The sequence below is a fragment of the Pandoraea communis genome (assembly GCF_902459745.1).
In the GTDB taxonomy this organism is placed as follows: domain Bacteria; phylum Pseudomonadota; class Gammaproteobacteria; order Burkholderiales; family Burkholderiaceae; genus Pandoraea; species Pandoraea communis.
This window is the reverse complement of the sequence record NZ_CABPSJ010000007.1, coordinates 256,819-279,125: the sequence shown is the minus strand read 5'-3', so window position 1 is coordinate 279,125 and position 22,307 is coordinate 256,819. Positions and strand designations below refer to the sequence as shown.

24 protein-coding genes are annotated in these 22,307 nt (G+C 61.0%); 14 read left to right on the top strand and 10 right to left on the bottom strand.

Going from position 1 to position 22,307, the window contains the following annotated elements; translation table 11 throughout:
- Nucleotides 1-50: 50 nt before the first annotated feature.
- On the bottom strand, nt 51-1,103 hold the full coding sequence (gene gnd / locus PCO31110_RS22830) for a phosphogluconate dehydrogenase (NAD(+)-dependent, decarboxylating) (protein WP_150691460.1): 1,053 nt from the start codon (nt 1,101-1,103) through the stop codon (nt 51-53).
- Nucleotides 1,104-1,374: 271 nt separating this feature from the next.
- Here gnd and PCO31110_RS22825 point away from each other — a divergent pair, with 271 nt between their 5' ends.
- The gene (locus PCO31110_RS22825; RefSeq protein WP_150691459.1) at nt 1,375-1,533 is read left to right on the top strand and encodes a DUF3309 family protein; all 159 of its coding nucleotides are present in this window, start codon (nt 1,375-1,377) and stop codon (nt 1,531-1,533) included.
- Between the two features lie 126 nt (nt 1,534-1,659).
- Nucleotides 1,660-1,836: a CsbD family protein gene (locus tag PCO31110_RS22820; protein WP_150691458.1), complete on the top strand. Its 177-nt coding sequence runs from the start codon at nt 1,660-1,662 to the stop codon at nt 1,834-1,836.
- 47 nt (nt 1,837-1,883) lie between these two features.
- Here PCO31110_RS22820 and tal read toward each other — a convergent pair whose 3' ends face one another.
- Together tal and PCO31110_RS22810 are read right to left on the bottom strand one after the other, a co-directional pair.
- Nucleotides 1,884-2,990 carry a transaldolase gene (gene tal / locus PCO31110_RS22815; RefSeq protein WP_150691457.1) on the bottom strand — a complete coding sequence of 369 codons (1,107 nt, stop codon included), beginning with the start codon at nt 2,988-2,990 and terminating at the stop codon, nt 1,884-1,886.
- Between the two features lie 164 nt (nt 2,991-3,154).
- Nucleotides 3,155-3,334, bottom strand: a complete 180-nt coding sequence (locus PCO31110_RS22810; protein WP_150691456.1) for a hypothetical protein — start codon at nt 3,332-3,334, stop codon at nt 3,155-3,157.
- Between the two features lie 30 nt (nt 3,335-3,364).
- Between PCO31110_RS22810 and PCO31110_RS22805 the strand changes: the two genes are divergently transcribed.
- Both PCO31110_RS22805 and PCO31110_RS22800 read left to right on the top strand, forming a co-directional pair.
- A complete protein-coding gene (locus PCO31110_RS22805; protein ID WP_150691455.1) occupies nt 3,365-3,583 on the top strand; it encodes a hypothetical protein in 219 nt (72 codons plus the stop codon).
- A gap of 159 nt (nt 3,584-3,742) precedes the next feature.
- Nucleotides 3,743-4,618: a polyadenylate binding domain-containing protein gene (locus PCO31110_RS22800; protein ID WP_150691454.1), complete on the top strand. Its 876-nt coding sequence runs from the start codon at nt 3,743-3,745 to the stop codon at nt 4,616-4,618.
- A 110-nt stretch (nt 4,619-4,728) separates the two neighbouring features.
- On the opposite strand, the gene PCO31110_RS22795 is transcribed toward PCO31110_RS22800, so the two are convergent.
- The 4 genes from PCO31110_RS22795 to PCO31110_RS22780 all read right to left on the bottom strand — a co-directional run bounded on the left by PCO31110_RS22795 (nt 4,729) and on the right by PCO31110_RS22780 (nt 8,963).
- Nucleotides 4,729-5,448 (bottom strand): Crp/Fnr family transcriptional regulator, encoded by a 720-nt coding sequence (locus tag PCO31110_RS22795; RefSeq protein WP_150691453.1) that lies wholly within the window; start codon nt 5,446-5,448, stop codon nt 4,729-4,731.
- Nucleotides 5,449-5,779: 331 nt separating this feature from the next.
- Entirely contained in the window at nt 5,780-7,150 is a 1,371-nt protein-coding gene (locus tag PCO31110_RS22790; RefSeq protein WP_150691452.1) for an APC family permease, read from the bottom strand.
- Nucleotides 7,151-7,216: 66 nt separating this feature from the next.
- Nucleotides 7,217-7,516: a DUF1488 family protein gene (locus PCO31110_RS22785; RefSeq protein ID WP_010804193.1), complete on the bottom strand. Its 300-nt coding sequence runs from the start codon at nt 7,514-7,516 to the stop codon at nt 7,217-7,219.
- 1 nt (nt 7,517) lies between these two features.
- Nucleotides 7,518-8,963: an MBL fold metallo-hydrolase RNA specificity domain-containing protein gene (locus tag PCO31110_RS22780; protein WP_150691451.1), complete on the bottom strand. Its 1,446-nt coding sequence runs from the start codon at nt 8,961-8,963 to the stop codon at nt 7,518-7,520.
- On the opposite strand from PCO31110_RS22780, the gene PCO31110_RS25800 reads away from it, so the two are divergent.
- The 5 genes from PCO31110_RS25800 (at nt 8,962) to PCO31110_RS22755 (ending at nt 12,955) form a co-directional block, all read left to right on the top strand.
- Nucleotides 8,962-9,735, top strand: coding sequence for a universal stress protein (locus PCO31110_RS25800; RefSeq protein WP_081636268.1), 774 nt, complete (start codon nt 8,962-8,964; stop codon nt 9,733-9,735). The genes PCO31110_RS22780 and PCO31110_RS25800 overlap by 2 nt on opposite strands.
- A gap of 4 nt (nt 9,736-9,739) precedes the next feature.
- Nucleotides 9,740-10,207 (top strand): universal stress protein, encoded by a 468-nt coding sequence (locus tag PCO31110_RS22770; RefSeq protein WP_010804196.1) that lies wholly within the window; start codon nt 9,740-9,742, stop codon nt 10,205-10,207.
- Nucleotides 10,208-10,363: 156 nt separating this feature from the next.
- Entirely contained in the window at nt 10,364-11,008 is a 645-nt protein-coding gene (locus PCO31110_RS22765) for a response regulator (RefSeq protein ID WP_036662826.1), read from the top strand.
- A 138-nt stretch (nt 11,009-11,146) separates the two neighbouring features.
- The gene (locus PCO31110_RS22760) at nt 11,147-11,935 is read left to right on the top strand and encodes a cyclic nucleotide-binding domain-containing protein (protein WP_010804198.1); all 789 of its coding nucleotides are present in this window, start codon (nt 11,147-11,149) and stop codon (nt 11,933-11,935) included.
- A 27-nt stretch (nt 11,936-11,962) separates the two neighbouring features.
- The gene (locus PCO31110_RS22755; protein ID WP_150691450.1) at nt 11,963-12,955 is read left to right on the top strand and encodes a zinc-dependent alcohol dehydrogenase family protein; all 993 of its coding nucleotides are present in this window, start codon (nt 11,963-11,965) and stop codon (nt 12,953-12,955) included.
- A 7-nt stretch (nt 12,956-12,962) separates the two neighbouring features.
- On the opposite strand, the gene PCO31110_RS22750 is transcribed toward PCO31110_RS22755, so the two are convergent.
- Entirely contained in the window at nt 12,963-14,864 is a 1,902-nt protein-coding gene (locus PCO31110_RS22750; protein ID WP_174979712.1) for a PAS domain-containing sensor histidine kinase, read from the bottom strand.
- 308 nt (nt 14,865-15,172) lie between these two features.
- Between PCO31110_RS22750 and PCO31110_RS22745 the strand changes: the two genes are divergently transcribed.
- Nucleotides 15,173-16,015, top strand: a complete 843-nt coding sequence (locus tag PCO31110_RS22745) for a universal stress protein (protein WP_150691448.1) — start codon at nt 15,173-15,175, stop codon at nt 16,013-16,015.
- Nucleotides 16,016-16,039: 24 nt separating this feature from the next.
- Nucleotides 16,040-17,077 (top strand): zinc-dependent alcohol dehydrogenase family protein, encoded by a 1,038-nt coding sequence (locus tag PCO31110_RS22740; RefSeq protein ID WP_150691447.1) that lies wholly within the window; start codon nt 16,040-16,042, stop codon nt 17,075-17,077.
- A gap of 50 nt (nt 17,078-17,127) precedes the next feature.
- Here the strand turns inward: PCO31110_RS22740 and PCO31110_RS22735 are convergent, their stop codons facing one another.
- Together PCO31110_RS22735 and PCO31110_RS22730 are read right to left on the bottom strand one after the other, a co-directional pair.
- Entirely contained in the window at nt 17,128-18,036 is a 909-nt protein-coding gene (locus PCO31110_RS22735; protein WP_150691446.1) for a ribose-phosphate diphosphokinase, read from the bottom strand.
- Complete coding sequence (locus PCO31110_RS22730; RefSeq protein ID WP_246189943.1) at nt 18,033-19,781, bottom strand: thymidine phosphorylase family protein; 1,749 nt, start codon at nt 19,779-19,781, stop codon at nt 18,033-18,035. The genes PCO31110_RS22735 and PCO31110_RS22730 overlap by 4 nt, the downstream gene beginning before the upstream one ends.
- A gap of 409 nt (nt 19,782-20,190) precedes the next feature.
- Here PCO31110_RS22730 and PCO31110_RS22725 point away from each other — a divergent pair, with 409 nt between their 5' ends.
- The 3 genes from PCO31110_RS22725 (at nt 20,191) to PCO31110_RS22715 (ending at nt 22,244) form a co-directional block, all read left to right on the top strand.
- Complete coding sequence (locus PCO31110_RS22725) at nt 20,191-20,691, top strand: hypothetical protein (protein WP_150691445.1); 501 nt, start codon at nt 20,191-20,193, stop codon at nt 20,689-20,691.
- A gap of 185 nt (nt 20,692-20,876) precedes the next feature.
- Complete coding sequence (locus PCO31110_RS26310; protein ID WP_370855850.1) at nt 20,877-21,035, top strand: hypothetical protein; 159 nt, start codon at nt 20,877-20,879, stop codon at nt 21,033-21,035.
- 171 nt (nt 21,036-21,206) lie between these two features.
- Nucleotides 21,207-22,244, top strand: a complete 1,038-nt coding sequence (locus PCO31110_RS22715) for an Acg family FMN-binding oxidoreductase (RefSeq protein WP_036662833.1) — start codon at nt 21,207-21,209, stop codon at nt 22,242-22,244.
- The last annotated feature ends 63 nt before the right edge of the window (nt 22,245-22,307 follow it).

Below are 22,307 nucleotides of genomic sequence, written 5' to 3'. Positions count from 1 at the left end.
GTTCGCCGCTGCGCCGGTTGACTCACGAACGCGGTATGACGCCGCAACGCTCACGCCTCGCGAGTCGTCGCCGGCGCTGCAAGGTCCAGGTGGCCGCCAAACGCATGGCGCATGGCCGACAAAAGCTGATCCGCGAAGACGGATTGTCCTCGGGAGTTGAAACGCGCATAGAGTGCCGCGCTCAGCACTGGCGCAGGTACGGCTTCGTCGATCGCTGCCTCGATTGACCAGCGACCTTCTCCGGAGTCTGAAACGTGACCGGCGAACTGTGCCAGCTCAGGATCGGTGCGCAATACCTCCGCCACTTTGCCAAGGAGCCACGAATCGATCACGCTCCCATGTCGCCAGACTTCGGCGATATCGGCCAGATTGAACGTGTACTGGTAATACTCGGGATGAGGTAACGGAGTGACTTCGGCGTCGGCCGCGTGTTGCTGTGCGCCAATATTCGCGCATTTGAGAATATTCATGCCTTCCGAATAGGCGGCCATCATGCCGTACTCGATGCCGTTGTGGATCATCTTCACGAAATGGCCAGCCCCGGAAAGTCCGCAATAGAGATACCCGGACTCTGCCGTGGGGGCGTCGAGATCCATGGTACGGCCGATACCGTCGGGTTTTGGCTTTGCTGCACCGTCTGTCGTGGAAGCCAGCGCGGTAAAGAGCGGTGTGAGGTACACCACGACATCCTCTTCGCCGCCGATCATCAGACAGTAGCCGTGCGCCAGACCGGCGATCCCACCGCTGGTGCCGACGTCGATGAAATGAACGCCTCTGGCGCCCAGTTCGACACTGCGTCGCATATCATCCCGATAGTAGGAGTTGCCGCCATCGATGACGATATCGCCGGGTGCCAGCCGAGGCCAGAGGCCGGCGAGTGCCGCTTCGACTGCGGCTGCGGGCACCATGAGCCACAGGATTCTGGGGGGGTTCAGAAACGACATCATCTGATCGAGCGAGGCGGCCCCCGCTGCGCCTTCCTGCTGCAGTGCAGCGATCGCCGATGGCTGAATATCGTGGACGACACACGAGTGACCGTGGTGCATCAGGCGACGCACCAGATCGGCCCCCATGCGTCCCAATCCAATCATGCCGAGTTGCATGGTCTGCTCCATAGGGGTTGTGAGTGAGGGTGATGCGGAACGCCGCACATCGCCCCTCGACACTAGGGGCGTTTGCCGGGTAGTTCTGTCCACTACCGAACAAAGATCTGTTGCGTCGACATGCGGTTGCGGTGCAAGTCCTGTGCTTTTGACACCGAATGACGCTTGTTCACCGTCCACGTACGGCACCGAACCGACATGCCCTCGTCTGCCGGCTAACGTCCGAATGAGGGGGGAGAAGTCTCCCCCTTACCGATGCGGGGAGCAAATCATGTCTCTAGGAATTGTGGTGATGATTGTCTTGGCGCTTCTGCTGGTAGGAGCGTTTCCAGCCTGGTCGTATAACTCGGGTTGGGGATATGCGCCGAGCGGCGCGGTGGGACTGGTGCTCGCCGTTCTGATTGTTCTGCTCTTGATGGGGCGGCTATGAGACGCGCGACCCAAGGCATGCTCGACGCCGTCAATCGGCGCGCAGGGCAGGTCGCCACGAAGGTGCGCGACACGCGAGCCCCGGTCAAGGGACTCAATTTTTCATCCACTGAGAACGTCAAACACCATGAACAAAGATCAAGTGAAAGGCCGGGTCAAGGAAGCCGCCGGCAAAATCAAAGAGGTCACCGGTAAGGTGGTCGGTAACAAGCGGATGGAGGTCGACGGCAAGATTGAGAAGACCGTCGGCAAAGTCCAGTCAGTCGTGGGTGACGCGCGCCGCGATCTGAAGAAGCAAATATAGCGGATGACCCGCCCCCGTCACAGGGGGCTCACCCGCCGCGCCCGCATTCAGGGCGCGCTTCCTTCTGCCGGAGTCAGGTGCCGGTCGGGCATGCGTTTTCCGGCGATAACCTGCATGAGTTCGGCCCAGGTCTGACGAAACGCCTCGACACCCTCACGCTGCAGGCGTGCGGCGAGTGCGGTAACGTCGATGCCGGCATGCGCAAAATCGGCAAGCACCGGGTCGGCGTTACCCCCGTCCTCGCGCATGACACTGATCAACTCACCCCCCGTGGCAAACGCCAGCAACGTCGCCTCAGGCACGGTGTTTATGGTGTCTGGTGCGGCAAGGGCTTCCACGTAATAGCAGGGCGAGATTTCCCGGCTCTTTGCGCCCGTACTGGCCCACAACAGACGTTGGGGGCTCGCACCGGCGTCGGCCAATTCCCGCCACATCGGATGCGACATGCGATCACGGTAGGCACCGTACGTTTGTTTGGCGACGGCAACCCCAAGACGATTACGCAACCCGAATGGCACCTCGCCAGTGACGGCAGTGTCCCAACGGCTGACGACGAGCGACGCTACAGAGGCAACGCGCAAGTCAAGCCCGGCGTCACGCCGGCGCGCCAGGCCTCGCCAGTACGCGTTTGCAGCCTCGACGTATTGCTCGCGAGAGAAGAGGAGCGTGACGTTGACCGGCACACCGGCAAAGATCGCTTCCTCGACCGCGATCACGCCGGTTGCCGTTCCGGGAATCTTGATGAAGAGATTGGGACAGTGCGCGCTTGCATGAAGGCTCTTGGCCGCCGCCACTGTCCCGACAGCATCCTCTGTAAGCCACGGCGACACTTCGAGCGAGACCCACCCATCGACGCCCTGGGTGCGCTGATGCACCGGCAGGAACAGTTCGGCAGCCTGGGTCAGATCCTCGATCGCCAGCGAGAAGAATAGTGCTTCGTCTGTGAGAGGCGGATCGGCGGACTTGGCAATATCGATATCGTATTCCGGCGTATCGCGGATCGCCTTGAGATAACTACCTGGATTCGACGTCAAACCCGTGATGTCGTATTCGTCCCGATAGCGGGCCAATGTCCCGTCACCAAGCAAGCCTCGTGTGATGCTGTCGAGCCAGAGACTCTGACCGAGTGCCTGTAATTTCAGAGTCGCCTTCATAACACCTCGCCGAATGAGTTTTCGGAGATGGCTATCGATCTCCCAAGGGGCCGATTACGCACTCGGTGCTGTGCTCTGCGCCCGATTCGCCATCGCATGTCGACTCGACGTGCTTTTCGCCACCGATCTCACATTACATGGAGCACCAACGCCAATGCGGTACGTCAGCGTACCAATCCCGCCGGCACGTTCAGGCCTGGACGGCCCGCCATGTCGCGGAAGCAGAACGGTCCTGTCGTCGCCGCAATGCGCGCAATTTCTTCGCCGGCCTGTGCGATACCGGACGGACGCACCGTCTCGCCGGCGAGCAGAGTATTGATGACGTTGGGCCGAGCAAGGGGCATGCACGCCCACTTGAGTTTACGGAGAGGCATATGACACCCGGTCAGGTCAGAGAGCGAATCAGAGCGTTGGAACAGAAATTCTCGCGCATCGAGGACGAGTTCCATCAAGTCGCGAATGCGCGCAATGCGCGTGCATCAACGGCCCCGCCGCCAACGTCGGATATGGAGGAAGGAAATCATGAAAGTTGTTCGAAAGTTGATGTTGATGCTTATGGTCGCTTCGCTAGGCGGCTGCTGGTGGGGGCCTGACCCCGGTTACGATCATGGAGGGTATGGTCATGACCGTTACGATCACGGGGGTTCCGGCCATGACCGTTACGATCGCGATGGCGGCCCGGGTCCGGGGCGAGATCGATAAGTGAAGGGCAAACGCCACTCACCTGAGTGGTCATGAGCAAGGAGGCAAACATGCGACATCTACTGATTGCAGCGACCGTGCTGCTTTGCCCGGTGATATCGGCTCAGGCACAGGTTCAGGTCGGCGTGAGCATCACGTCGCCCGGTGTCAGTATCGGCATCGATTTGCCCGCCTATCCGACGCTGGTACAAGTGCCCGACTATCCGGTCTATTACGCGCCACAACTGGATTCCAACTACTTCTTCTACGAGGGCCAGTACTGGGTGTATCAAGGCGATAACTGGTACACCAGTGCCTGGTACAACGGGCCATGGCAGGTGGTGTTGCCCACGGCCGTGCCCGTGTTTATCCTGCGCATTCCGGTACGCTACTACCGGCGTCCTCCCGACTATTTCAATGGCTGGGCAAGCGATGCGCCGCCCCGCTGGGGACAGCGTTGGGGGCCGCAATGGGAGACACAGCGCCGTGGGTGGGATCAATGGAATCGCCGTGATGCGCCGCGCCCGGCGCCGTTGCCGATGTATCAGCAACAGTACTCGGGCGCCCGATATCCGCACTCGGTTGCGCAACAGAATGCGCTGCGCGCACAACACAATGGTGACCCGTCGCACACGGGCCAGAGTCCCGGTCCCGGTGGACCCCACAACGGCCGCACCGCACCTCAGGCACCGCGTGAGCCGAGAGCGAACGGGCAACCATCAGAGCATATGCAATGGGACCAACAGGACCAACAGGGGCATCAACGGATGCAGCAACCCGAGCCGCCGCGACAATCTCAGATGGGCTTGCAGGCACCGCGCGGCGCCCCGCCACAAGGGCAGCGCGGCCAATCGGCACCGGACCAGCGCGGTCGGGAGGACCGGGGAGGACAGCAAGGGGGGGCGGAGGAGGGAAGAGACGTTGGGCGAGGCGATTCGCGACGTTAAATCCGCCGCTGCGGATGGTTGCCATTCCAGCGGGCCCCGCACAAATGAAATGTCTTTCGACACATTTGTGCGAGGCCCGTATTACCGTTGCCCCGGTTGGCATGCAGACGTCAAATGGCCTGGATATCGGGAAGCAATCGATCGAACTCCCGCTTCACCACCCCATAGCATTCACAAACGCGACTTTCCAGGCCAGCCCTGTCCAGCACTTCGATATGTCCGTGGCTGTAACGTATGAGCCCGGCGGTTTGAAGCTTCAACGCGGCTTCCGTGACGCCCGATCTGCGAACGCCCAACATGTTGGCAATGAGTTCCTGAGTCATCCGCAACTCGTTGGACGGCAAACGATCAAGGCTCAGCAGCAGCCATCGGCATAACTGCTGGTCTATCGAGTGGTGACGATTACACACTGCGGTTTGCGCCATTTGCGTGATCAACGCTTGTGTATAGCGCAAAAGCAATCGCTGCGTCGGACCAGCGCGGTTGAACTCTTCTTTGAGCAACCGGGCGCTCAACCGATAGGCGTACCCGGCGCTTTGCACGATCGCTCGACTCGGCGTGGTTTCGCCGCCCATGAACAGCGCAATGCCGATGACCCCTTCCTTGCCTACGATGGCAATCTCGGCAGAGGACCCATCCTCCATTACGTACAGCAGCGAGACGATGGCGGTAGTGGGGAAATATACGTGATCGAGTCGGTCGCCGGACTCATAGATGACTTTGCCAAGCGGCATCTCGATCAAGGTCAACTCCGGTGCGATTCGTCCCCACTCGGCATCCGGCAGGACGGACAGCAGATCGTTGGCGCTTTTGTTCGGTTGCGCAAGCATGCGTTTTCCCTTTCATGCCCTGAAACCGGACACGTGCGCGTCTGAATCGCTGCGCAATGAATACACTGAGTGAATCGATGGCGCGACCATGATTGAATGAGACTGTGCCGCGTGGCAGGGCTTCCCGACGGTTGCTCCAAGCCGTTGACGTGCATCGGCTTTCGTTTGGATTTTTGGTCGCCACCGTGGAAATGTCAACCATGCGTCGCCCGATGATAATCGGCAACGGGTTCACACGGGGGAAGTATCGCGAGATTCATGGCGCTTGGCCGTCGAGACGATCATCTGCCTGCCTCTTCCCAAACGCGAACTGCCGCTTGTATACACCGCGCTATCCCGCTCGCACGGCCCCGATCCGTTTGCGATTCAGCAGCAGCGGAATGACACCGATGACAATGCCGCCCATACCGACGATATTGGTGACCCGATCGAAGGTCGGGACGCTGTATAGCGCAATGAAGAAAAGGAAAATGCCGCTTGCCGCCGGCCATATGACATGCGTCACGGCAAGCCACGGCCCCTGCGTCAGTACCTTTCGGTAATACCAGCCGCAGGCGAGGCCGGTCAGTCCGAGGTAGAAGCAGATCTGGAAGCCGATGGCGGTAATCGAATCCTGCAGGATGACGTTGATGGTCGGCAGATAGGACGACATCAACAGCAGCGCGAGTCCGGCGATCCAGATGAAAAGGATGGCGATGTGCGGCGTTCGCCATTGTGGATGCAGGCGTGCATAGCGTTCGTGGAGGGCGCCGTCGCGGCTCTTGGCAAAAAGCGTTCTCGTGAACTGCAACATCTGCGTCTCGACCGTCCCCACCGTGCTCAGCAACACCGCAATGATCGCCACGTACCCCCAGGTCGGCCCGAACAGCTTCTCTGCAATGGCGAAGATGATGTTCGTGTTGTAGTGTTGGATCTCGGCATCCGACAGCCCAAGCAGCGTAATGACAATGAAGACAAGGAAAAACGCCATCAGGAATACCATCGACCAGAATGCAGCCTGACCGGGGATGCGGTTGGCGTCCCGCGTTTCCTCGCTGAGGTTCAGCGTCACATCCCAGCCGTAAAAGAAGAAGATCGCCACCAACGCCCCATTGGCGAACAGCTTCGGCGTGAACGCAAAGGGCCAGAACCAGGCCCACGAGAACGGGTGTTGCGGCGCATGCGGGAAGACGAAGAAACTCGCAACGACGATCACGAGCAGGATAACGCCTTCAATGATCGTCATCAGCACCTGGGCGTAGCTGGTGAGTTTGATCCCTTTGACAACCACTGCACTGACAACCGTGAGCCACGCTGCCGCGATCAGTGTCACGTAGTGCACGTTATTCATCATGGGGCGATTAAAGATGAGCAACGTGGCATTCGCCGCCGGAATCATGGCCGACACCATGAATACACAGCACAGCACCAAAAGTGCCCAGCCGGCAAAGAAGCCCAGCGAGCGCCCGAATACCATGCTCACCCACGAATAAGAGGTACCGGCACTCGCCAGCGCACGATTCATGTTAATGAACGCGTAAGCGATGCCAAACATGATGAGCCCGCAAACGAGGATGCTCGCCGGCGACAACGTGCCGGCCGTTCCGATAATGGTGGACGTCGTGATCTCGACGCTATAGGCGGGTGCCGTGCCGGCGATGCCCATGACGACCGACTCGACGATGCCCAGCGAATCGGCATTGAGCTTGGCGGGTTGGTCCATGGGCGCGACTCGTGGTTGACGATCGATGGATCGACTTTTACTCCGTCATGGCGCGGGATTCAAGAACTAGTCGTCCCGACACGGCGGATACTCCATTCCCCAACGGAAATGGCCGCTGCGCAGTAAAACCGGCGCCCCCTGGCAAAGCGCCAGATACCGTCCGGTCATCTTCTCGATCGGTGCCCGATTCGCTCTGAAAGCTGCCATCAGATCATCCGCGTTGCACGATTTCGCACCAAAATGGTCTTCCAGCGCTTCCGCGGAGATGGCACAGACAATCCGCTTCTGATCGCAATCCGCTGTGAACTCGATCGTCATGTCGTCGCCGTTATAGACCGGTGCGATGTGTGGAAACTCGATCTTCATGTTACGGCTCCACGAATGTGTTACCTCGACGCGAGCCGCCGCGTGCTTCTTCAGACGCAGCCGGACGCCTGCCTTCCCGACCCGCCTCGGTATCCAGGCGAGCTTCCTCCATAAACTCCACGACGTGACACGGCCACCCGAGCCGCTCGGCGATGCGCCTGCGCAAACTGTCGGCAGCGGCAGGCTCGCCATGATTGAGGAAGACGTGGCGAACCGGTTTCTGGAACCTTGATAGCCACGCCAGCGTTTCCTCGTAATCGGCATGTGCCGACAACGTGTCGAGTTGAACGACTTCGGCATTGATATGGACATATTCGCCGAAGATTTTCACTTCGCAGCCGCCATTGACCATGGTCGATCCGCGGGTGCCCGGGGCCTGAAAACCGGTAAACAGCACCGTGTTGCGCCAATTGCCGGCCAACGCTTTGAGATGATGCAGGACACGGCCGCCCGTGGCCATGCCGCTACCGGCAATCACGATGAAAGGCATCGAGCGCGTGTCCAGCCATTTGGATTCGTCAACACTCGTGACGAACGTGGCTGCGCCGCACATCTCAGCGCATTCGGCACGGTTCAGACGGTGATCTTTGAGGTGCCCCAAATAGGCGTTCGTGACGTTGATCGCCATGGGACTGTCCAGATACACCGGCACGTCCGGAATGTCTCCTGCCGACTTCAGGCGTGCAATCCAGTAAAGGAGGCTTTGCACACGCCCCACGGCAAACGCCGGGACGATGACGGCACCGCCGCGCTTGAACGTGCGATTCAGAATCTCCGCCAACTGAGCGCCGGGGTCCGTCCTGTCATGCAGACGATCCCCATATGTCGACTCCAGCACCAGGAAATCGGGCGTTTCGGGTATCGCGGGTGGCAACATGATCGGATCGTCCCGGCGCCCGAGGTCGCCGGAGAACAGAATTTTCACGTCGCCAACCACGATCTGCGCCATGGCGGCGCCGAGAATATGACCCGCGTGCAAGAACGTCACCTTTAGCTCGGGCGCGATGGCGAACGGGGTGTCGAAAGGCTGCGGCTTCAGTAAGGCAATGGCGCGATGCGCATCTTCCGTCGTGAATAACGGAAGCGCGGGTCGATGCTTCGACTTTCCGTGGCGATTGAGAAAATCCGCCTGTTCTTCTTCCAGCCGGGCACTGTCGAGCAGCAGGATTTCGCAGAGATCGCGGGTTGCCGACGTGCAATAGACGGGCCCTTTGAATCCGTAGCGTGCCAGCACGGGCAAGTAGCCGCTGTGATCGATATGGGCGTGCGTGAGAACAACGGCATCGAGCCGACTAACGTCGAAGGCCGGTGGCGCCCAGTTTCGCGCCCGAAGGTTCTTGATCCCTTGATAGGCACCGCAATCGATCATTACCTGCTTGCCGCCTGCCGATAGCAAGGTCTTGGAGCCGGTTACCGTGCCGGCCGCCCCCAGAAAGCTCAATTGCATGGACGTACCTCGCGCGAATGTCGGGCGGCGATATGACGCCCGGTATTGCCAGCATAGCTATCTCTACCGGTATCGCGCACCGATGGGATTCGGGACGTTGATGTGTGTCAAGGACCTTGCTCGTGCCATCCCACGCCCGGCCGGGCTGGATATACCGTTGAGTTGCAGCGACAACCATCGGTTGAGCGTCGCGCGTCACGCGTCGGGAAGCCGCCTGGCCGATACGCCGTCATCCGATTCGCAAACTACATTGAGGACGACAAAAATGCCACATCGAATCCTTCTTGCCATGGACGGTAGTGAAACGTCATGGCAAGCACTGCGCGAAGCCATCCGCTTCGCCATGCCCGACGACATTGTCCGAGCGATAAGCGTTATCGATGACCCGTTCGCCCACTACCAGTCCGCGTTTGCGTCGCACATCGATCTCGAGGCGGTCAGGGAAGGCCTGATTGCCGAGACGCAGCTCACATTGGCCGATGCCTACAAGAAGCTTCATGAAGAGGGTCTGCAGGCCGACACTCGCTCCATCGATTTGCGCGCCTGGGGCGGGACGATTGCGGATGCCATCGTCAGGGAGGCGGAACGATGGCATGCCGATCTGCTGATTCTCGGCACGCATGGGCGCCGGGGCATCCGGCGTCTGATGATCGGTAGCGTCGCAGAGCAGGTACTTCGGCAGGCACACCGCCCGGTCATGCTGGTAACCTGCTCGTCGGCCGCATCGTCACAAAGCGCCTCCGCGATGTCTGCGGAGAGCACAAAGGGGTGAAATCATGTTCGAGCGTATATTGGTCGCGATTGACGGTAGTCCCACGGCAGACGAGGCATTCGACTATGCGTTGGCACTTGCCGTCGCCCGCAAAGCCCGGCTGCATGTCTTGTTCGTCGTCGATATTCCCGTCGCCTACGTGGCCGATGCCGATCCATTCCCCTTTATCGAAGCGATGCGGCTGCAAGGAGAAAATATTCGAAAGCTGACCGGCGAGCGCCTCAAAGGGGCCGGCGTCGAGGGCGACGTGGAGATTCGGGAACTCTTGCCGCTTGGGGGAGACGTTCCGCATCAGATCAACCTTGCTGCTGAAGAATGGCATGCCGACGTTATCGTGATCGGCACACATGGGCGGCGAGGTGTAAGACGTCTGGCGCTGGGCAGCGTGGCGGAAAACTGTGTCAGACAGGCAACGCGCCCCGTGATTCTCATTCCGGGCACAAAGACGCAAGCGAATGACGAAGTGCTTTAGGGGGGCAGCGCCGAGGTCCGGCGCAAGCCGATGATGGCATATCGTGCGCTCGTGCGTGTAGAATCGTCGGCGCGATTGTGTGACTTCATGCAAACGCGCATTTCAGGAATGCAATACTTCGGAATAACGGTACGATTCAGGGGCAAAGGCGGGCGCATGACTCGCATCATCGTTGCGGACGATCACACGCTGGTTCGCGCTGGTTTGCAGCGTATTCTCGCCAGCAGTGACGATCTCGAAATCGTTGGAGAGGCCTCGAATGGGGCCGAAGCCATTGCGCTGCTTCAGTCGGCGCCTTGCGACGTGCTGCTGCTTGATTTGTCCATGCCGGGACGCAGCGGCATCGACCTCATTGTTCAGATCAAGGTGCTGTTCCCTCGCTTGGCCATTCTCGTACTCACCATGCACGGCGAAGAGCAGTATGCCGTGAGAGCACTGAAGGCCGGCGCGGCAGGGTACCTGACCAAGGAGAGTGCACCGGCGGAACTGGTGAGCGCAGTCAGGAAGGTCGACAACGGTGGCGTCTACCTGAGCCCGACCATGGCCGAGAGGATTGCGAAAGACCTCGCGACAGCCGTGGCAGACGGCCCAAGTTTTCGGCAACTCTCCGACCGTGAATTCGACGTATTCATGATGCTCGCCCGAGGACTGACGCTAAACGATATCGCGAGCGATTTATGCGTGAGCGTCAAGACTGTCAGCACCTATAAGGCTCGCGTTCTCCAGAAGCTCCAGCTCAAAACCCAGACCGAACTGGTGCATTACGCGATTCGGCACGACTTGTTGCGCGACAGCCTCTAGCCCGTGGATTTGTAGGCCGCGGCCTACACGCCGTGATATCGGCTGACAAGATATCGCGCAAGTCACTGATTTTCTTTCCGGCGCTCATCTTCGATACTGGAGACGTCCAATCTAGACGTTGATCCGCCGGAGGTCACCATGTACATCCCGCTTCGCGAATATCAAGCTGGCCCTGTGTCGAATGCGCATGCCATTCACGTGCATCGGGCTTTCGACGAACCCGCAGGCGCAATCCCGCGATGCAGCACCTGCCTGCTGCGCCAGTTCTGTCTGGCCGAGGGACTGTCCGACGAATCGGCGCGCCGCCTGGATGGCGTCACCCGCGTGCGCCGGACCATCCGCCGGGGGGAGGTGCTGTTTCGTCCTGGTGATGCGCTGGAGCATATATACGCTGTGCGTGCGGGCTCGTTCAAAACGGTCATTACGCATCCGGACGGCAAGGAGCAGGTCACCGGATACCTGTTGGGCGGCGAGATTCTGGGGCTGAGCGCGATTGCGAACGGCAAGTACGTTTCGGAAGCGGTCGCGCTCGAAGATAGCCAGGTTTGCGCAATCAGGTTCTCCGAACTGGAAAGCGTTGCCGCACAGTTCCCTGTCGTGCTGCACCAGTTGCACCGCCTGATTGCCGCGGGCATCGTGCGGGAGCAGAACCAGTTGATGCGATTGGGCATCGCACGCGGCGAAGCAAGGCTGGCCGGCTTCCTGCTCGACGTGTCGGCGCGTCTGGCGGCACGAGGGTATTCTCCAAACGCGTTCCTGCTGCGCATGACGCGGGAAGAAATCGGCAGTTTTCTGGGCCTGCAATTGGAAACCGTCAGCCGAATGCTCTCTCGTATGCAGGCGCAGAATACGCTGCGCGTCAAGCAACGCGAGATCACCCTGATCGACACCAAGCGCCTGAACGATTTGGCGAGCGCGGCCCAATAGACGCAACCGTTCCAGCAGAGGTCCTACATGCGGGCAATGCAGTTTTCACGCGCTGACGGCAGACTCCGGCTCGTGGACATCCCCATGCCCACCCCAGGTCCGACGCAAGTCCTCATACGGGTGAATGTCTGCGGCGTATGCCGTACCGACCTGCATGTCGTCGACGGCGACCTTCCCGACGTTCCCGACGGCATCATCCCGGGCCATGAGATTGTCGGGACGGTCGAGGCCCTGGGAGCGGATGTCCGCGAACTCGCGCTCGGCGATAGGGTCGGGGTGCCGTGGCTCGGCGCCACCTGCGGCTGCTGCCGGTTCTGTCTGAGCGAGCGCGAGAATCTGTGCGCAGCCGCGAAATTTACCGGCTATACCCTCAACGGAGGCTATGCCGAATATGTGGTGGCGCAAGCGCACTTCACTTTCCGGCTGCCCGAGAACTATGACGATGCAACCGCAGCGCCGCTCTTATGCGCGGGTCTGATTGGGTATCGTTCGCTGAGCATGGCGGGCGATGCTCGCCGGCTTGGGATCTATGGCTTCGGCGCGGCAGCCCATCTTATTGCGCAGATCGCCCAGGCCCAAATGCGCGAGGTTTATGCCTTCACTCGACCCGGCGACGAAAAGGGCATGGCGTTTGCGTTATCGCATGGCGCCTGCTGGGCAGGTCCGAGCGATGCGCCTGCACCGCAACAACTCGACGCTGCGATCATTTTTGCGCCGGTCGGCGACCTCGTGCCGCAAGCGCTCGCCGCTGTCGATCGCGGCGGTGTCGTCGTATGCGCGGGTATTCATATGAGCGATATTCCGGCGTTCCCCTACCGATTGATCTGGGGCGAGCGTCAGGTCAGGTCCGTCGCCAACCTCACGAGAGAAGACGGCCTGGCATTTCTATCGCTGGCCGAGCGCGTTCCGCTGCGCGTGGAGACCCACGCGTATCCTCTCGAGCAAGCCAATGCAGCGCTCGACGACTTGCGCCGGGGTGCGTTCTCGGGGGCCGCCGTGCTGCGGATCAGAGCGTCCTAGCCAACAGCTAATCCGACGACGCCTCGGCGGGCGCCGACGTCGGCAACGGAATCACCGTGGTGACGATGGTTCCGCCGTCGGCCGGACTTCGAATATCCAGCGCTCCGCCGAACAGGCGGGCCCGTTCGCGCATGCTGATGAGGCCCAGCGAATCGGGCTTCGGACGTGTTGGCGGCAACCCGCGGCCATTATCGGAAATACGCAGCCGAAAATCCCGATCGCAAGACAGTTCGATCGTCACGGACGTCGCTCTCGCATGTTTCGCCACGTTGTTCAACGCTTCCTGAACGATTCGGAATAACGTCGTCGCCAGCGCCGTAGGGATGGGCGGCAGGCTGTGAGCCCCCGTAACGTCGATAGCCACGCCATAACGGCGCGCAAAGTCCTGGGCAAACCATTCGATAGCGGGACCAAGGCCCAGATCATCGAGCATCGTCGGACGCAGGTCTGCCGCCATCTGGCGAACTGCCGTAATCATGCCGTCGATCGATTGCTCGATTCTGACGATGTCGGCGCTCGCGGGCGTTTTTCCACCCAATGTGATTTTGAGCATGGCAGCGTCCATCTTCAGCGCGGTCAGCCGCTGGCCGATGTCGTCATGCAGCTCTCTTGCGATCCGAAGCTTCTCGTCTTCCCGAACGTCCTGGAGACGAGCCGTCAGTTTTTCAAGCTCATTGCGGGAGGTTTGCAGGGCGTTGGCAATTTTCCGTTGCTCGGTGACGTCACGCAATATGACCGTGTAAAACTTGCCTTCGGCATCGGCACTCTGAGAAATCGAGGCTTCCATCGGAAATTCCTCGCCGTCCGCGCGCAACCCCCACAGCGGCCTGCCGCGTCCCATCAGGCGCTCGGAGACACCCGTCAATCCGAAGCGGGCGATGTGCTGATGGTGCGCATCTCGAAACCGTTCCGGAATGAACCGTGAAAGCGGCTCGCCAATCACTTCCATGGCACTGCACCGGAAGATGCTCTCCGCAGTGGGATTGAAGATCTGAATGCGCTGATGCTCGTCGACAGTGATGATCGCCTCGCGCACGGACTCGATCACGCTGACCAGCCGGCTGTGCGATCGGCGCTTGTCAAGCGCCTCTCGCTCGCCAAGCGCTCGTGCGCGGCGGCGAACGATCAGGGCGAGCGCCCAGGCGAGTAGCGTCCCTACGCTCATGAGAGCGCCGAACGCGAGTACCCAATCTGCGACGCCCGCACCGCGCAATGCCGCAAACTCGCGGGAAGCCGTATACGTGAGGGATAGCGTGGGCTTGCCCGCATACGGCACGCTAGCCTGTGTTTGGTAGTCAACTGGCGGTCGCGGTTCGGCGGGCGCGCTTGGGGAAAGGCTGTCGAAGACGGGGACTGGTTGCCCGGCACCATCGAGAAATGCAATGGTCAGCGTGAGGTCATGGATCAGAGGGCCGATGGCCGCATGAACGAACCGATCGACATTGGCAATGGCGTAGGCGCAGACCGCCGGTTGACGAGTGTCGGACAGGAAAACCAGATAGGAGCGCCCGGTCGACGGATCGGTGTGCGGGAAGACGCGATCCGACGTTTGGAGGTTGCCGGACAACATGATTGAATCGTCCGGCCCGAGCGTGACCTCGTCTCCTATCGAATAGGCGACGGTTTTCTTGATCCTGTTGCCCACACGCTCGCAGCCGGCGAGTGTCGTCAAGCCGGGCAGCCGTTCGGCCAGCCTCATGCTCTGTACGTATGCGCCCCATGTCTGTGCATCCATTGGGGATGTCGTCGCGAGACGATCCGACGCGATGTGTACCGCGTCGCGATACGCCGCCATCGCGGTCGCCAGCTTGTCCGTTGCCGCACGGGCACGCAGGTCGAACCGCGCGTCGACATTGTTCTGCACCGTTGTGCGCACTGCCAGCCAGTTAATCACAGCAAGGGCAACCATGGCCGCGAATAGCGCCGCGAAAATGGCGCCATCGGTTCGCTTCGAGAGGGATCGGAATAGGCCGGGTAGGGTCATTTTGGTCATTAGGTCGCCCGATACAGGTCGGCACGCCGCCGACGACGCCGTCGTTGTATCACCACCAACGCCGACATCCTATCAGAGGCAATCCTTAGGCTCCCCCGGCGTCAACGTGAAGCCGGGCGGACGGCCAATGTTGCGTGCGGTCCGATAAGAGCTTGATCCGTATCAACCGGTGCGGCGGGCACGAGAACTACAGTGCAAGGAGATCGTTTCTCTGGAGAGCCGCCATGACCTACCGGACTTTGCTCGTACACGTGGATAACAGTCGGCAATGCCGAGCACGCCTTGAACTTGCGGTGGACTTCGCTCGCCGGTTACCCGCTCACCTCACGGGTATTTACCTGCCGTTTCGCCCACCGGCGTTTCCCGATGTTACCCGTAGCGCAGGGGCCGGACTACCTCCGCCCCCCGAGCCGGAGAGCGACACCAAACGCCTGGCGCAGGCAGAACAGATGTTTAGAGACATTTGTCAGCGCCAAGGGGTGAGTCCGGAATGGCTGACACCCCAGTACGAGGAGAACAGTGAGATACGAACCCACGCACGCTATGCGGATCTTGTCATCGTCGGCCAGCAAGACCGAAACGATCCCGAGACATCGCCTGCGGTGGGATTCGTCGAGTCAGCCGTCTTGGGGGGTGGACGTCCCGTCCTGATTCTGCCGTACGCCGGAAAATTGCCCAAGGCGTTCAATAACATCTTGCTCGCCTGGGACGGCGGACGAGAAGCCGCGCGTGCAGCGGCGGACGCGATGCCGTTGCTGATGGCCGCGAAAACCGTGCATGTCATGCATGTCGGTCGCGGCGACCGGCCCGATGATCTGGGCCCCATCCCGGGACTCGACATCGGCATGTTCTTCGCGCGTCACGGCGTTAACGTGGAAGTCACGCCAGAGCGCGGCACCACCGACATCAGCATCGCCGAGACGCTGCTCTCTCGCGCGGCGGACATGAGCATCGACCTCATCGTAACGGGCGGCTATGGGCACTCGCGCATGCAGGAATGGGTGCTTGGGGGTGTCACCCGCACGCTACTCGAAACCATGACGGTGCCCGTGCTGATGTCGCACTGACACTACCAAACACGGAGTCACACCATGAAAGCCCTTGTGTTTCACGGTCCGCAGCAAATCGCGCTGGAAGACCGGCCCATCCCGCAGTTGCTGGCGCCAACCGACGCCATCGTCCGCGTTCGCAAGACCACCATATGCGGTACCGATCTGCACATCCTGAAGGGCGACGTGCCGACGGTAGAGCCGGGGCGAATTCTGGGCCACGAGGGCGTCGGGGAGGTTGTCCAGGCCGGAGACGCCGTCACGGCGTTCAAACCCGGTGACCGCGTTCTGATCTCCTGCATTTCGTCTTGCGGGAAATGCGACGCTTGCCGGCGGGGAATGTATTCCCACTGCGCGGCAGGGGGCTGGATTCTTGGCAACCGGATCGACGGCACGCAAGCGGAATATGTCCGCACGCCGCATGCCGATACCAGCCTGTACCACGCGCCTGTCGGCGTTGACGAGGATGCCCTGGTGATGCTGAGCGATATCCTGCCCACCGGGTTCGAATGCGGCGTGCTGAACGGCAAAGTGCAACCCGGCAGCAGCGTGGCCATTGTGGGCGCCGGTCCGATCGGGCTTGCGGCACTGCTGACCGCGCAGTTCTTCACCCCGGCCCAAGTGATCGTCGTCGACCCCGACGTCGCACGTCTGGAGGTAGCGGCGCGACTCGGCGCCACGACCGTGGTGTCGCCCGCCAAGGAAGATGCCGTGGAGGTCATCCGGCGATTGACTGGCGGCCAGGGCGTCGATACGGCCATCGAAGCGGTGGGCGTGCCGGCGACATTCGAGCTTTGCGAGTCGATCGTTGCTGCGGGAGGCGTCATCGCCAACGTCGGCGTGCATGGCCGCAAGGTGGATTTGCACCTCGAATCGTTGTGGGATCGGAACATCAGCATCACGACCCGGCTGGTCGACACCGCCGCCACGCCCATGCTGCTGAAGACCGTGGCATCGGGGCGCCTCACTCCCAGTGTGTTGATTACCCACCATTTCTCGCTTGCCAACATTCTCGACGCGTACCAGACGTTTGGCGACGCGTCCAACACGCATGCGCTGAAAGTCATCATCTCGCCCTGAGGTGGCAAACAAGCGGGAAGGCGATTGTCCGATACGCCTTCCCGCAGCCCTCAGAGAGACTCCGGCAGGCTCTCCAGCAGATCGCGAACCGCGTCGGCCAAGGCCGGCGTGACGTCGATGGCGTTCGAGGCGTGCGGCACGGTATTGCAGGTCAGCACCCGGCTGGCTCCGGCAGAGACGAGGTCATCGACGCTCACACCTTCGAACAGGCCATGCACGGCAATGCATACCGGATTGCCAAACCCGTGGTGAACGAGCGCGCCAATGGTGCCGAGCATGGTTTGCCCGCTCGACAGAATGTCGTCGACGATGACGGCAGTGCGTTTTGCATAAGCAGGGGGGACATGCAATTTGACGCTGACGCGCCGATCCGCCTCGCGGGTCTTATGCGCCACGACGCACGGCGCACCGATGCGTTCGGCGATCTGGGTGACCCACGCTTTGCTTTCATCGTCCGGCCCCACGATCAGGGGATCTCGGACATTCGCAGAAATCCACTCGGCCGTGGCGGCTACGCCATGAGGGGCGCGCACGGGAACGGAATACACGGCCGAGAGCGAGGGCAGGCGATGCAAGTGCGGCTCCATCGTCACCAGACCGTCGATATGGGCGCTGAGCAATCGGCCGAAACAATAGGCCGACACCGATTCGCCAGGGCGGAATCGCGCGTCCTGGCGCAAATAGCACAGGTAGGGCGCGACGAGTATCACGTTGCTCGCCCCAAGGTCGCGGGCAGTGTCCGCCGCAAAAACAAGCGGCAGAATCTTGGCGTCCGGCCGATGCAGCGAACAGACGAGGACGACCGACTTTGCGCTGAGCGGCCCTTCGAGCGAGACGAGTTGTTCGCCGTCCGGGAAGTGGTGCACGCTGAGCCGTTGCAAAGGACTATCGATCGCATCGGCCAGCGATCGCGCCAAGAGTTCGTTTCCCGGTAACGGGTAGACGGCAACATCGTTCATGATTCCCCCACGGCGACGATTGCGGGAAAACGACAGGCGTACTCGTACGCGTAGTCGAGTTCTCCCTGACTTTCGGCGTAAATGGTGAATAGGGGTTGGCCGGAAACCACAGGCTTTCCGATCGATACCTCATAGACGACACCGGCCCGCGCTGCGGCCGGCGCGCCTGCCAGCTTGGCAACCCGAGCCAGGTGCCGGTTGTCCACGGCCATGACGATGCCGCCGTGGTGGGCGGTCACCGGCTTGCTATGCCGGCCGACCAGCGGCTCGCGCATCCCGCCCTGTGCTTCGCAGATTCGCTGAAACTGCTGCCAGGCGAGTCCGCTGGACACAACGGCGCGCGCACAAGCTTCCCCGTCGCCCGGGGGCACTTTCCCTCCCATCTCCAGTAATCTTCCGGCAATTTCCACGCTCTTGTTCAACAGGTCGGCAGGTGCGTAGCTACGACTTTGCAGGACTGACAGGACATCGCGGGCTTCAAGACTGGGGCCAATGCCTCGCCCGACGGGCTGGTCGCCCTGACAGATATAGGTGGAAATATCGAGTCCGAGTGCATGACCAATCGTTTGCAGGCGTTTGGAGAACAGTGCGCTGGCATCTCGGGAGCGAATCTTGGCCGTCAGGCCGACCGGGACATCGATCAGCACGTGCGTCGAGCCTGCGGCCAGCTTCTTCGACAGAATGGAGGCCATCATCTGGGCCTCGCTGTCCAGATCGAGCGGGCGCTCGACCTGAATCAACGTGTCGTCGGCAGGGCTCAGGCCCGCCGCGCCGCCGAACACGACGCAACCGCCGACGGCATTCACAACCCTGCGCATGTCCTCCAGGCCGAGATCGACCGGCGCCATGGTTTCCATGGTATCGGCGGTGCCCGCCGGCGATGTGATCGCCCGTGACGATGTTTTCGGCATCACCAACCCTTGCGACGTCACGATGGCGACGACGATTGGCGTGGTTCGATTTCCCGGCAGCCCGCCAACGCTGTGCTTATCGACAATGCACTCTGCCTGCCAGCGAAGCGTCTTGCCGGTGGCGACCATCGCACGCGTGAGTGAAATGATCTCGTCATCGGAAAGCCGGTTGCCCGTGCAGGTGGTCAAAAACGCGGAAATCTGGATGGGTGAATATCGGCCTGCCGCGATATCGGCCACTACCTCGTCTAGCGCGGCAGGGGTAAAGGCTTCGCCGAACATGCGTCCCCGCACATGACGAAATGACTCGACCGGTGGCATGTGGCGCACCCGCACCCATTCCCCCTCCGCCACATCAAGGGCGAGCAGGGCCGCTTCGCTCAATCCGATCTCGTCGAGTTCCAGCCAATCCCCGGTCACCGTCTGAAGCGTTGCGACGACCACCACGTCGCCGTACTCGAGTTGAAGGCGCGTCTGCGCCGCGAACCCTTCGGAACGGCAGATCTGGCTATCGCGCCGAAGATAGGCGACCGCTTCGCGCAGCGTGTCGACTTGCACGCTGTGCGCGCGCAATCGCCGCCCCGTTAGCGGAGCAGTCGCGCTTTCCCCTGCCGCTTGACCTGCGCGGTGCGGCGCTGGCGAGTTCGCTGGACCGAAAGTCGCCACCTGGGGTGTTTTTTCGATGTCATCCGACACTGTGCATCTCCTTTCGGGGGCGAGGAGGGCGCCTCTTGCGCGTGAGCACCGAGGAAAATTCGAATATGCCCCCGCTTTAGAGCGTAATGCCGCTTCTTTCGCCGCGCGACGAGTGCTCCATGTGAGGTTGACGTGCATCAAACCGCACCTGTCGGCATGCCTTTTCGGTTGCGGCACATTTTCCCAGGTTGAGGAATGTCAAGCCTGATTCCGCCGTAGCGCGCTATTGTCTAGACATTGTCGGCACTCACCTGCCGACGCTACGATTACCCGATGTTGCGCTTGTTTTGGCACTTGCGTCCGGAAACGGCCCCGTGAAGGACGTAAGCAAGTTGGGTTTTTTGCCCGCTTTTGCGGGCTTTCTTTTTTATGCTGCCCCCGGACGACAGCCGTGCGTGGCGATCTTGACGTGGGACAAACGGGGCGAGGTGGGTGTGGCTATGCTGGATTTTGCAGCGCCTCGATGTTGCTCTCGTGGCGTTTCCGACTCTCGGCCGGACTTGGCGCTCACGATCCGGTAACCGCCCGCCATTCTGGAGACGCGATCATGTCCAAAGACCCCAATCCCCCACTTGCCCTGTGGAAGGCGCAGTGGTTTGCGGTACTCGATGCCCACAGAAACTGGATGGAGAGTCTGCAATGCCTGCGCGAAATGCAATTGAAGACCGACGAAGGCCTGCTCCATGCCGACAAGGAATTCGCCAGCGCGATTGAGAGTGCATCGGATTTCAGCGAGATGCTCAATAGTCAACTCGCCTTTATCAACCGTCAGTTGGGGATGCAGAACCTCATATGGCAAGGACTGGTGCAGATGAGTGCACGCATGCCGACGGCGTGGGCCGAACAGTACTACTCGGCAGAAAAGGCGTGGCAACGCGTTTTCTCCGACAGCGCGGCGACGACGAGCGATACGGAATGCCCCGCCAATGGATGGGCAGCTTGGGCCGATATCGCGAGATTGGCCATGCAATCGTTCAACGCAATGTCGACTGAGGACGGTCAAAGCGCGACGCGGCGACTCACCCGTATTGCGGGAGCCAAGGGGTAACGCCTCGCGCGACGTGCCTGCGGCATTGGCAAACGAGGTGGGCCGACGACCAAGAGCTTCGGCGAGGGGGCTGCGCGTACGACAGCAGTCAATTCGGTCGAGCTGGTCAAGATGATTCTCTTTACGGCCACCTTGACGGCGCTCACGGGCTATGGCATCGGGTCGGTCTGGTCACCCTGGTCATCATGGCGGCCAAGCACACGCTGCCCAACTATGCGGCAATCACCACGTTCTGGAATCTCGCCTTCTCTTTTACGATGGTGTTGCTTATCGCGGGGTTTTCCAGCTACGTCGGGATTCGCAAAGTCCTGAAAATCGAGCCCTTCGATATCTTTCGCGGGTAAACTCCGGCAATGACCGGCGCTCGCGCCCTGATGACCCGAGGCATTGACGTTCGTCAATGCGCACCGGCACGGTTGGCCCAAACTGGATAAAGTGCTCGCCGAGTCTCCCGTTTTACGTGATGCTGCACCGCAAAAAACATCAGCCTCATCCGTTGGCCGAAGGAGGTCATCGTGTCCCGATCCAATGAAACCCGGCTTCAGGCTTGGGCAGTCGACGAACACGCGTTCGCCAGGACAGCGACTGCCATAGAAAAACTCAGATTCTGCCTGCAGTACGCGATACTCGCGCCGTCGACGCACAACACGCAGCCGTGGCGCTTCGTCATAAGCGACGACATGCTCCTGCTGTGTGCCGACCGATCGCGGGCGCTACCGGTGAGCGACACTTATGATCGCGAATTGACGATTAGCTGCGGCGCGGCGTTATTTAATCTGCGCGTGGCCCTAAGTCACTTTGGCTGCCCGTATTTGATCCGCGTCATGCCCACTGTTGCCGAGCCTGACGTGCTCGCGAGTCTGCAGATTTCGGACGAGGGATTCGTCGACGCGGACATCGCGACGCTTTTCCCATCCATGGCAAAGCGCGTGACGAACCGCCGCATATTCGACGCGGCGCCGGTTCCCCAGTCCGCCATTGCGTTGCTGCGCGAGGCGGCCGAGGGGGAGGGGGCTCAGTTCGCCGCCATCGCCGACGAGGCGGAGCGTTCGCGCGTGGCAGACCTCATTGACCAGGCGGATCGGGGGCAATTGGGTGACCCTCGCTTTCGCCGGGAGCTTGCGTCGTGGGTCAGTGCGACGCGTCGCGACGACGGCATGGCCAGCTACTCGGCGAGTGCCGGAGGATTGCTCGACTTTGCTTCGCCGATCATCAGTTCCGTCGTTCGCACGTTCGACATCGGCGGGGGCGTGGCGGCCAGTCATCGCCGGCTCGTCGAAGGCTCGCCTTTATTGATATGCCTTGCCACGGCGACCGACGACGCCGAGAGTTGGCTGTTGGTGGGCCAGGCAATGCAGCGCGTGCTGCTGACCCTCACTGCCAACGGGTTGCATGCGTCTTTTCTCAATCAACCCATCGAAGTCGAGTCATTGCGCTGCGCAGTGGGCTCCATGACAGGCACCGGTGACTTTCCTCAATTGCTGCTGCGCGTGGGCCATGGTCCGGAGCAGCCCCATACGCCACGGCGCCCTGTCGAGTCGGTGACAACGTGATACTTCGATATTGCCTTGAGATGCATCGGTGTGCAGACGCACACGAAATCCAATTTGAGTTGC

Coding starts and splice junctions, on each gene's coding strand:
- gnd (WP_150691460.1), bottom strand. CDS start 1,103: ATGCAACTCGGCATGATTGGATTGGGACGCATGGGGGCCGATCTGGTG.
- PCO31110_RS22825 (WP_150691459.1), top strand. CDS start 1,375: ATGTCTCTAGGAATTGTGGTGATGATTGTCTTGGCGCTTCTGCTGGTA.
- PCO31110_RS22820 (WP_150691458.1), top strand. CDS start 1,660: ATGAACAAAGATCAAGTGAAAGGCCGGGTCAAGGAAGCCGCCGGCAAA.
- tal (WP_150691457.1), bottom strand. CDS start 2,990: ATGAAGGCGACTCTGAAATTACAGGCACTCGGTCAGAGTCTCTGGCTC.
- PCO31110_RS22810 (WP_150691456.1), bottom strand. CDS start 3,334: ATGCCCCTTGCTCGGCCCAACGTCATCAATACTCTGCTCGCCGGCGAG.
- PCO31110_RS22805 (WP_150691455.1), top strand. CDS start 3,365: ATGACACCCGGTCAGGTCAGAGAGCGAATCAGAGCGTTGGAACAGAAA.
- PCO31110_RS22800 (WP_150691454.1), top strand. CDS start 3,743: ATGCGACATCTACTGATTGCAGCGACCGTGCTGCTTTGCCCGGTGATA.
- PCO31110_RS22795 (WP_150691453.1), bottom strand. CDS start 5,448: ATGCTTGCGCAACCGAACAAAAGCGCCAACGATCTGCTGTCCGTCCTG.
- PCO31110_RS22790 (WP_150691452.1), bottom strand. CDS start 7,150: ATGGACCAACCCGCCAAGCTCAATGCCGATTCGCTGGGCATCGTCGAG.
- PCO31110_RS22785 (WP_010804193.1), bottom strand. CDS start 7,516: ATGAAGATCGAGTTTCCACACATCGCACCGGTCTATAACGGCGACGAC.
- PCO31110_RS25800 (WP_081636268.1), top strand. CDS start 8,962: ATGGACGTACCTCGCGCGAATGTCGGGCGGCGATATGACGCCCGGTAT.
- PCO31110_RS22780 (WP_150691451.1), bottom strand. CDS start 8,963: ATGCAATTGAGCTTTCTGGGGGCGGCCGGCACGGTAACCGGCTCCAAG.
- PCO31110_RS22770 (WP_010804196.1), top strand. CDS start 9,740: ATGTTCGAGCGTATATTGGTCGCGATTGACGGTAGTCCCACGGCAGAC.
- PCO31110_RS22765 (WP_036662826.1), top strand. CDS start 10,364: ATGACTCGCATCATCGTTGCGGACGATCACACGCTGGTTCGCGCTGGT.
- PCO31110_RS22760 (WP_010804198.1), top strand. CDS start 11,147: ATGTACATCCCGCTTCGCGAATATCAAGCTGGCCCTGTGTCGAATGCG.
- PCO31110_RS22755 (WP_150691450.1), top strand. CDS start 11,963: ATGCGGGCAATGCAGTTTTCACGCGCTGACGGCAGACTCCGGCTCGTG.
- PCO31110_RS22750 (WP_174979712.1), bottom strand. CDS start 14,864: ATGGTTGCCCTTGCTGTGATTAACTGGCTGGCAGTGCGCACAACGGTG.
- PCO31110_RS22745 (WP_150691448.1), top strand. CDS start 15,173: ATGACCTACCGGACTTTGCTCGTACACGTGGATAACAGTCGGCAATGC.
- PCO31110_RS22740 (WP_150691447.1), top strand. CDS start 16,040: ATGAAAGCCCTTGTGTTTCACGGTCCGCAGCAAATCGCGCTGGAAGAC.
- PCO31110_RS22735 (WP_150691446.1), bottom strand. CDS start 18,036: ATGAACGATGTTGCCGTCTACCCGTTACCGGGAAACGAACTCTTGGCG.
- PCO31110_RS22730 (WP_246189943.1), bottom strand. CDS start 19,781: ATGCACGTCAACCTCACATGGAGCACTCGTCGCGCGGCGAAAGAAGCG.
- PCO31110_RS22725 (WP_150691445.1), top strand. CDS start 20,191: ATGTCCAAAGACCCCAATCCCCCACTTGCCCTGTGGAAGGCGCAGTGG.
- PCO31110_RS26310 (WP_370855850.1), top strand. CDS start 20,877: ATGGCGGCCAAGCACACGCTGCCCAACTATGCGGCAATCACCACGTTC.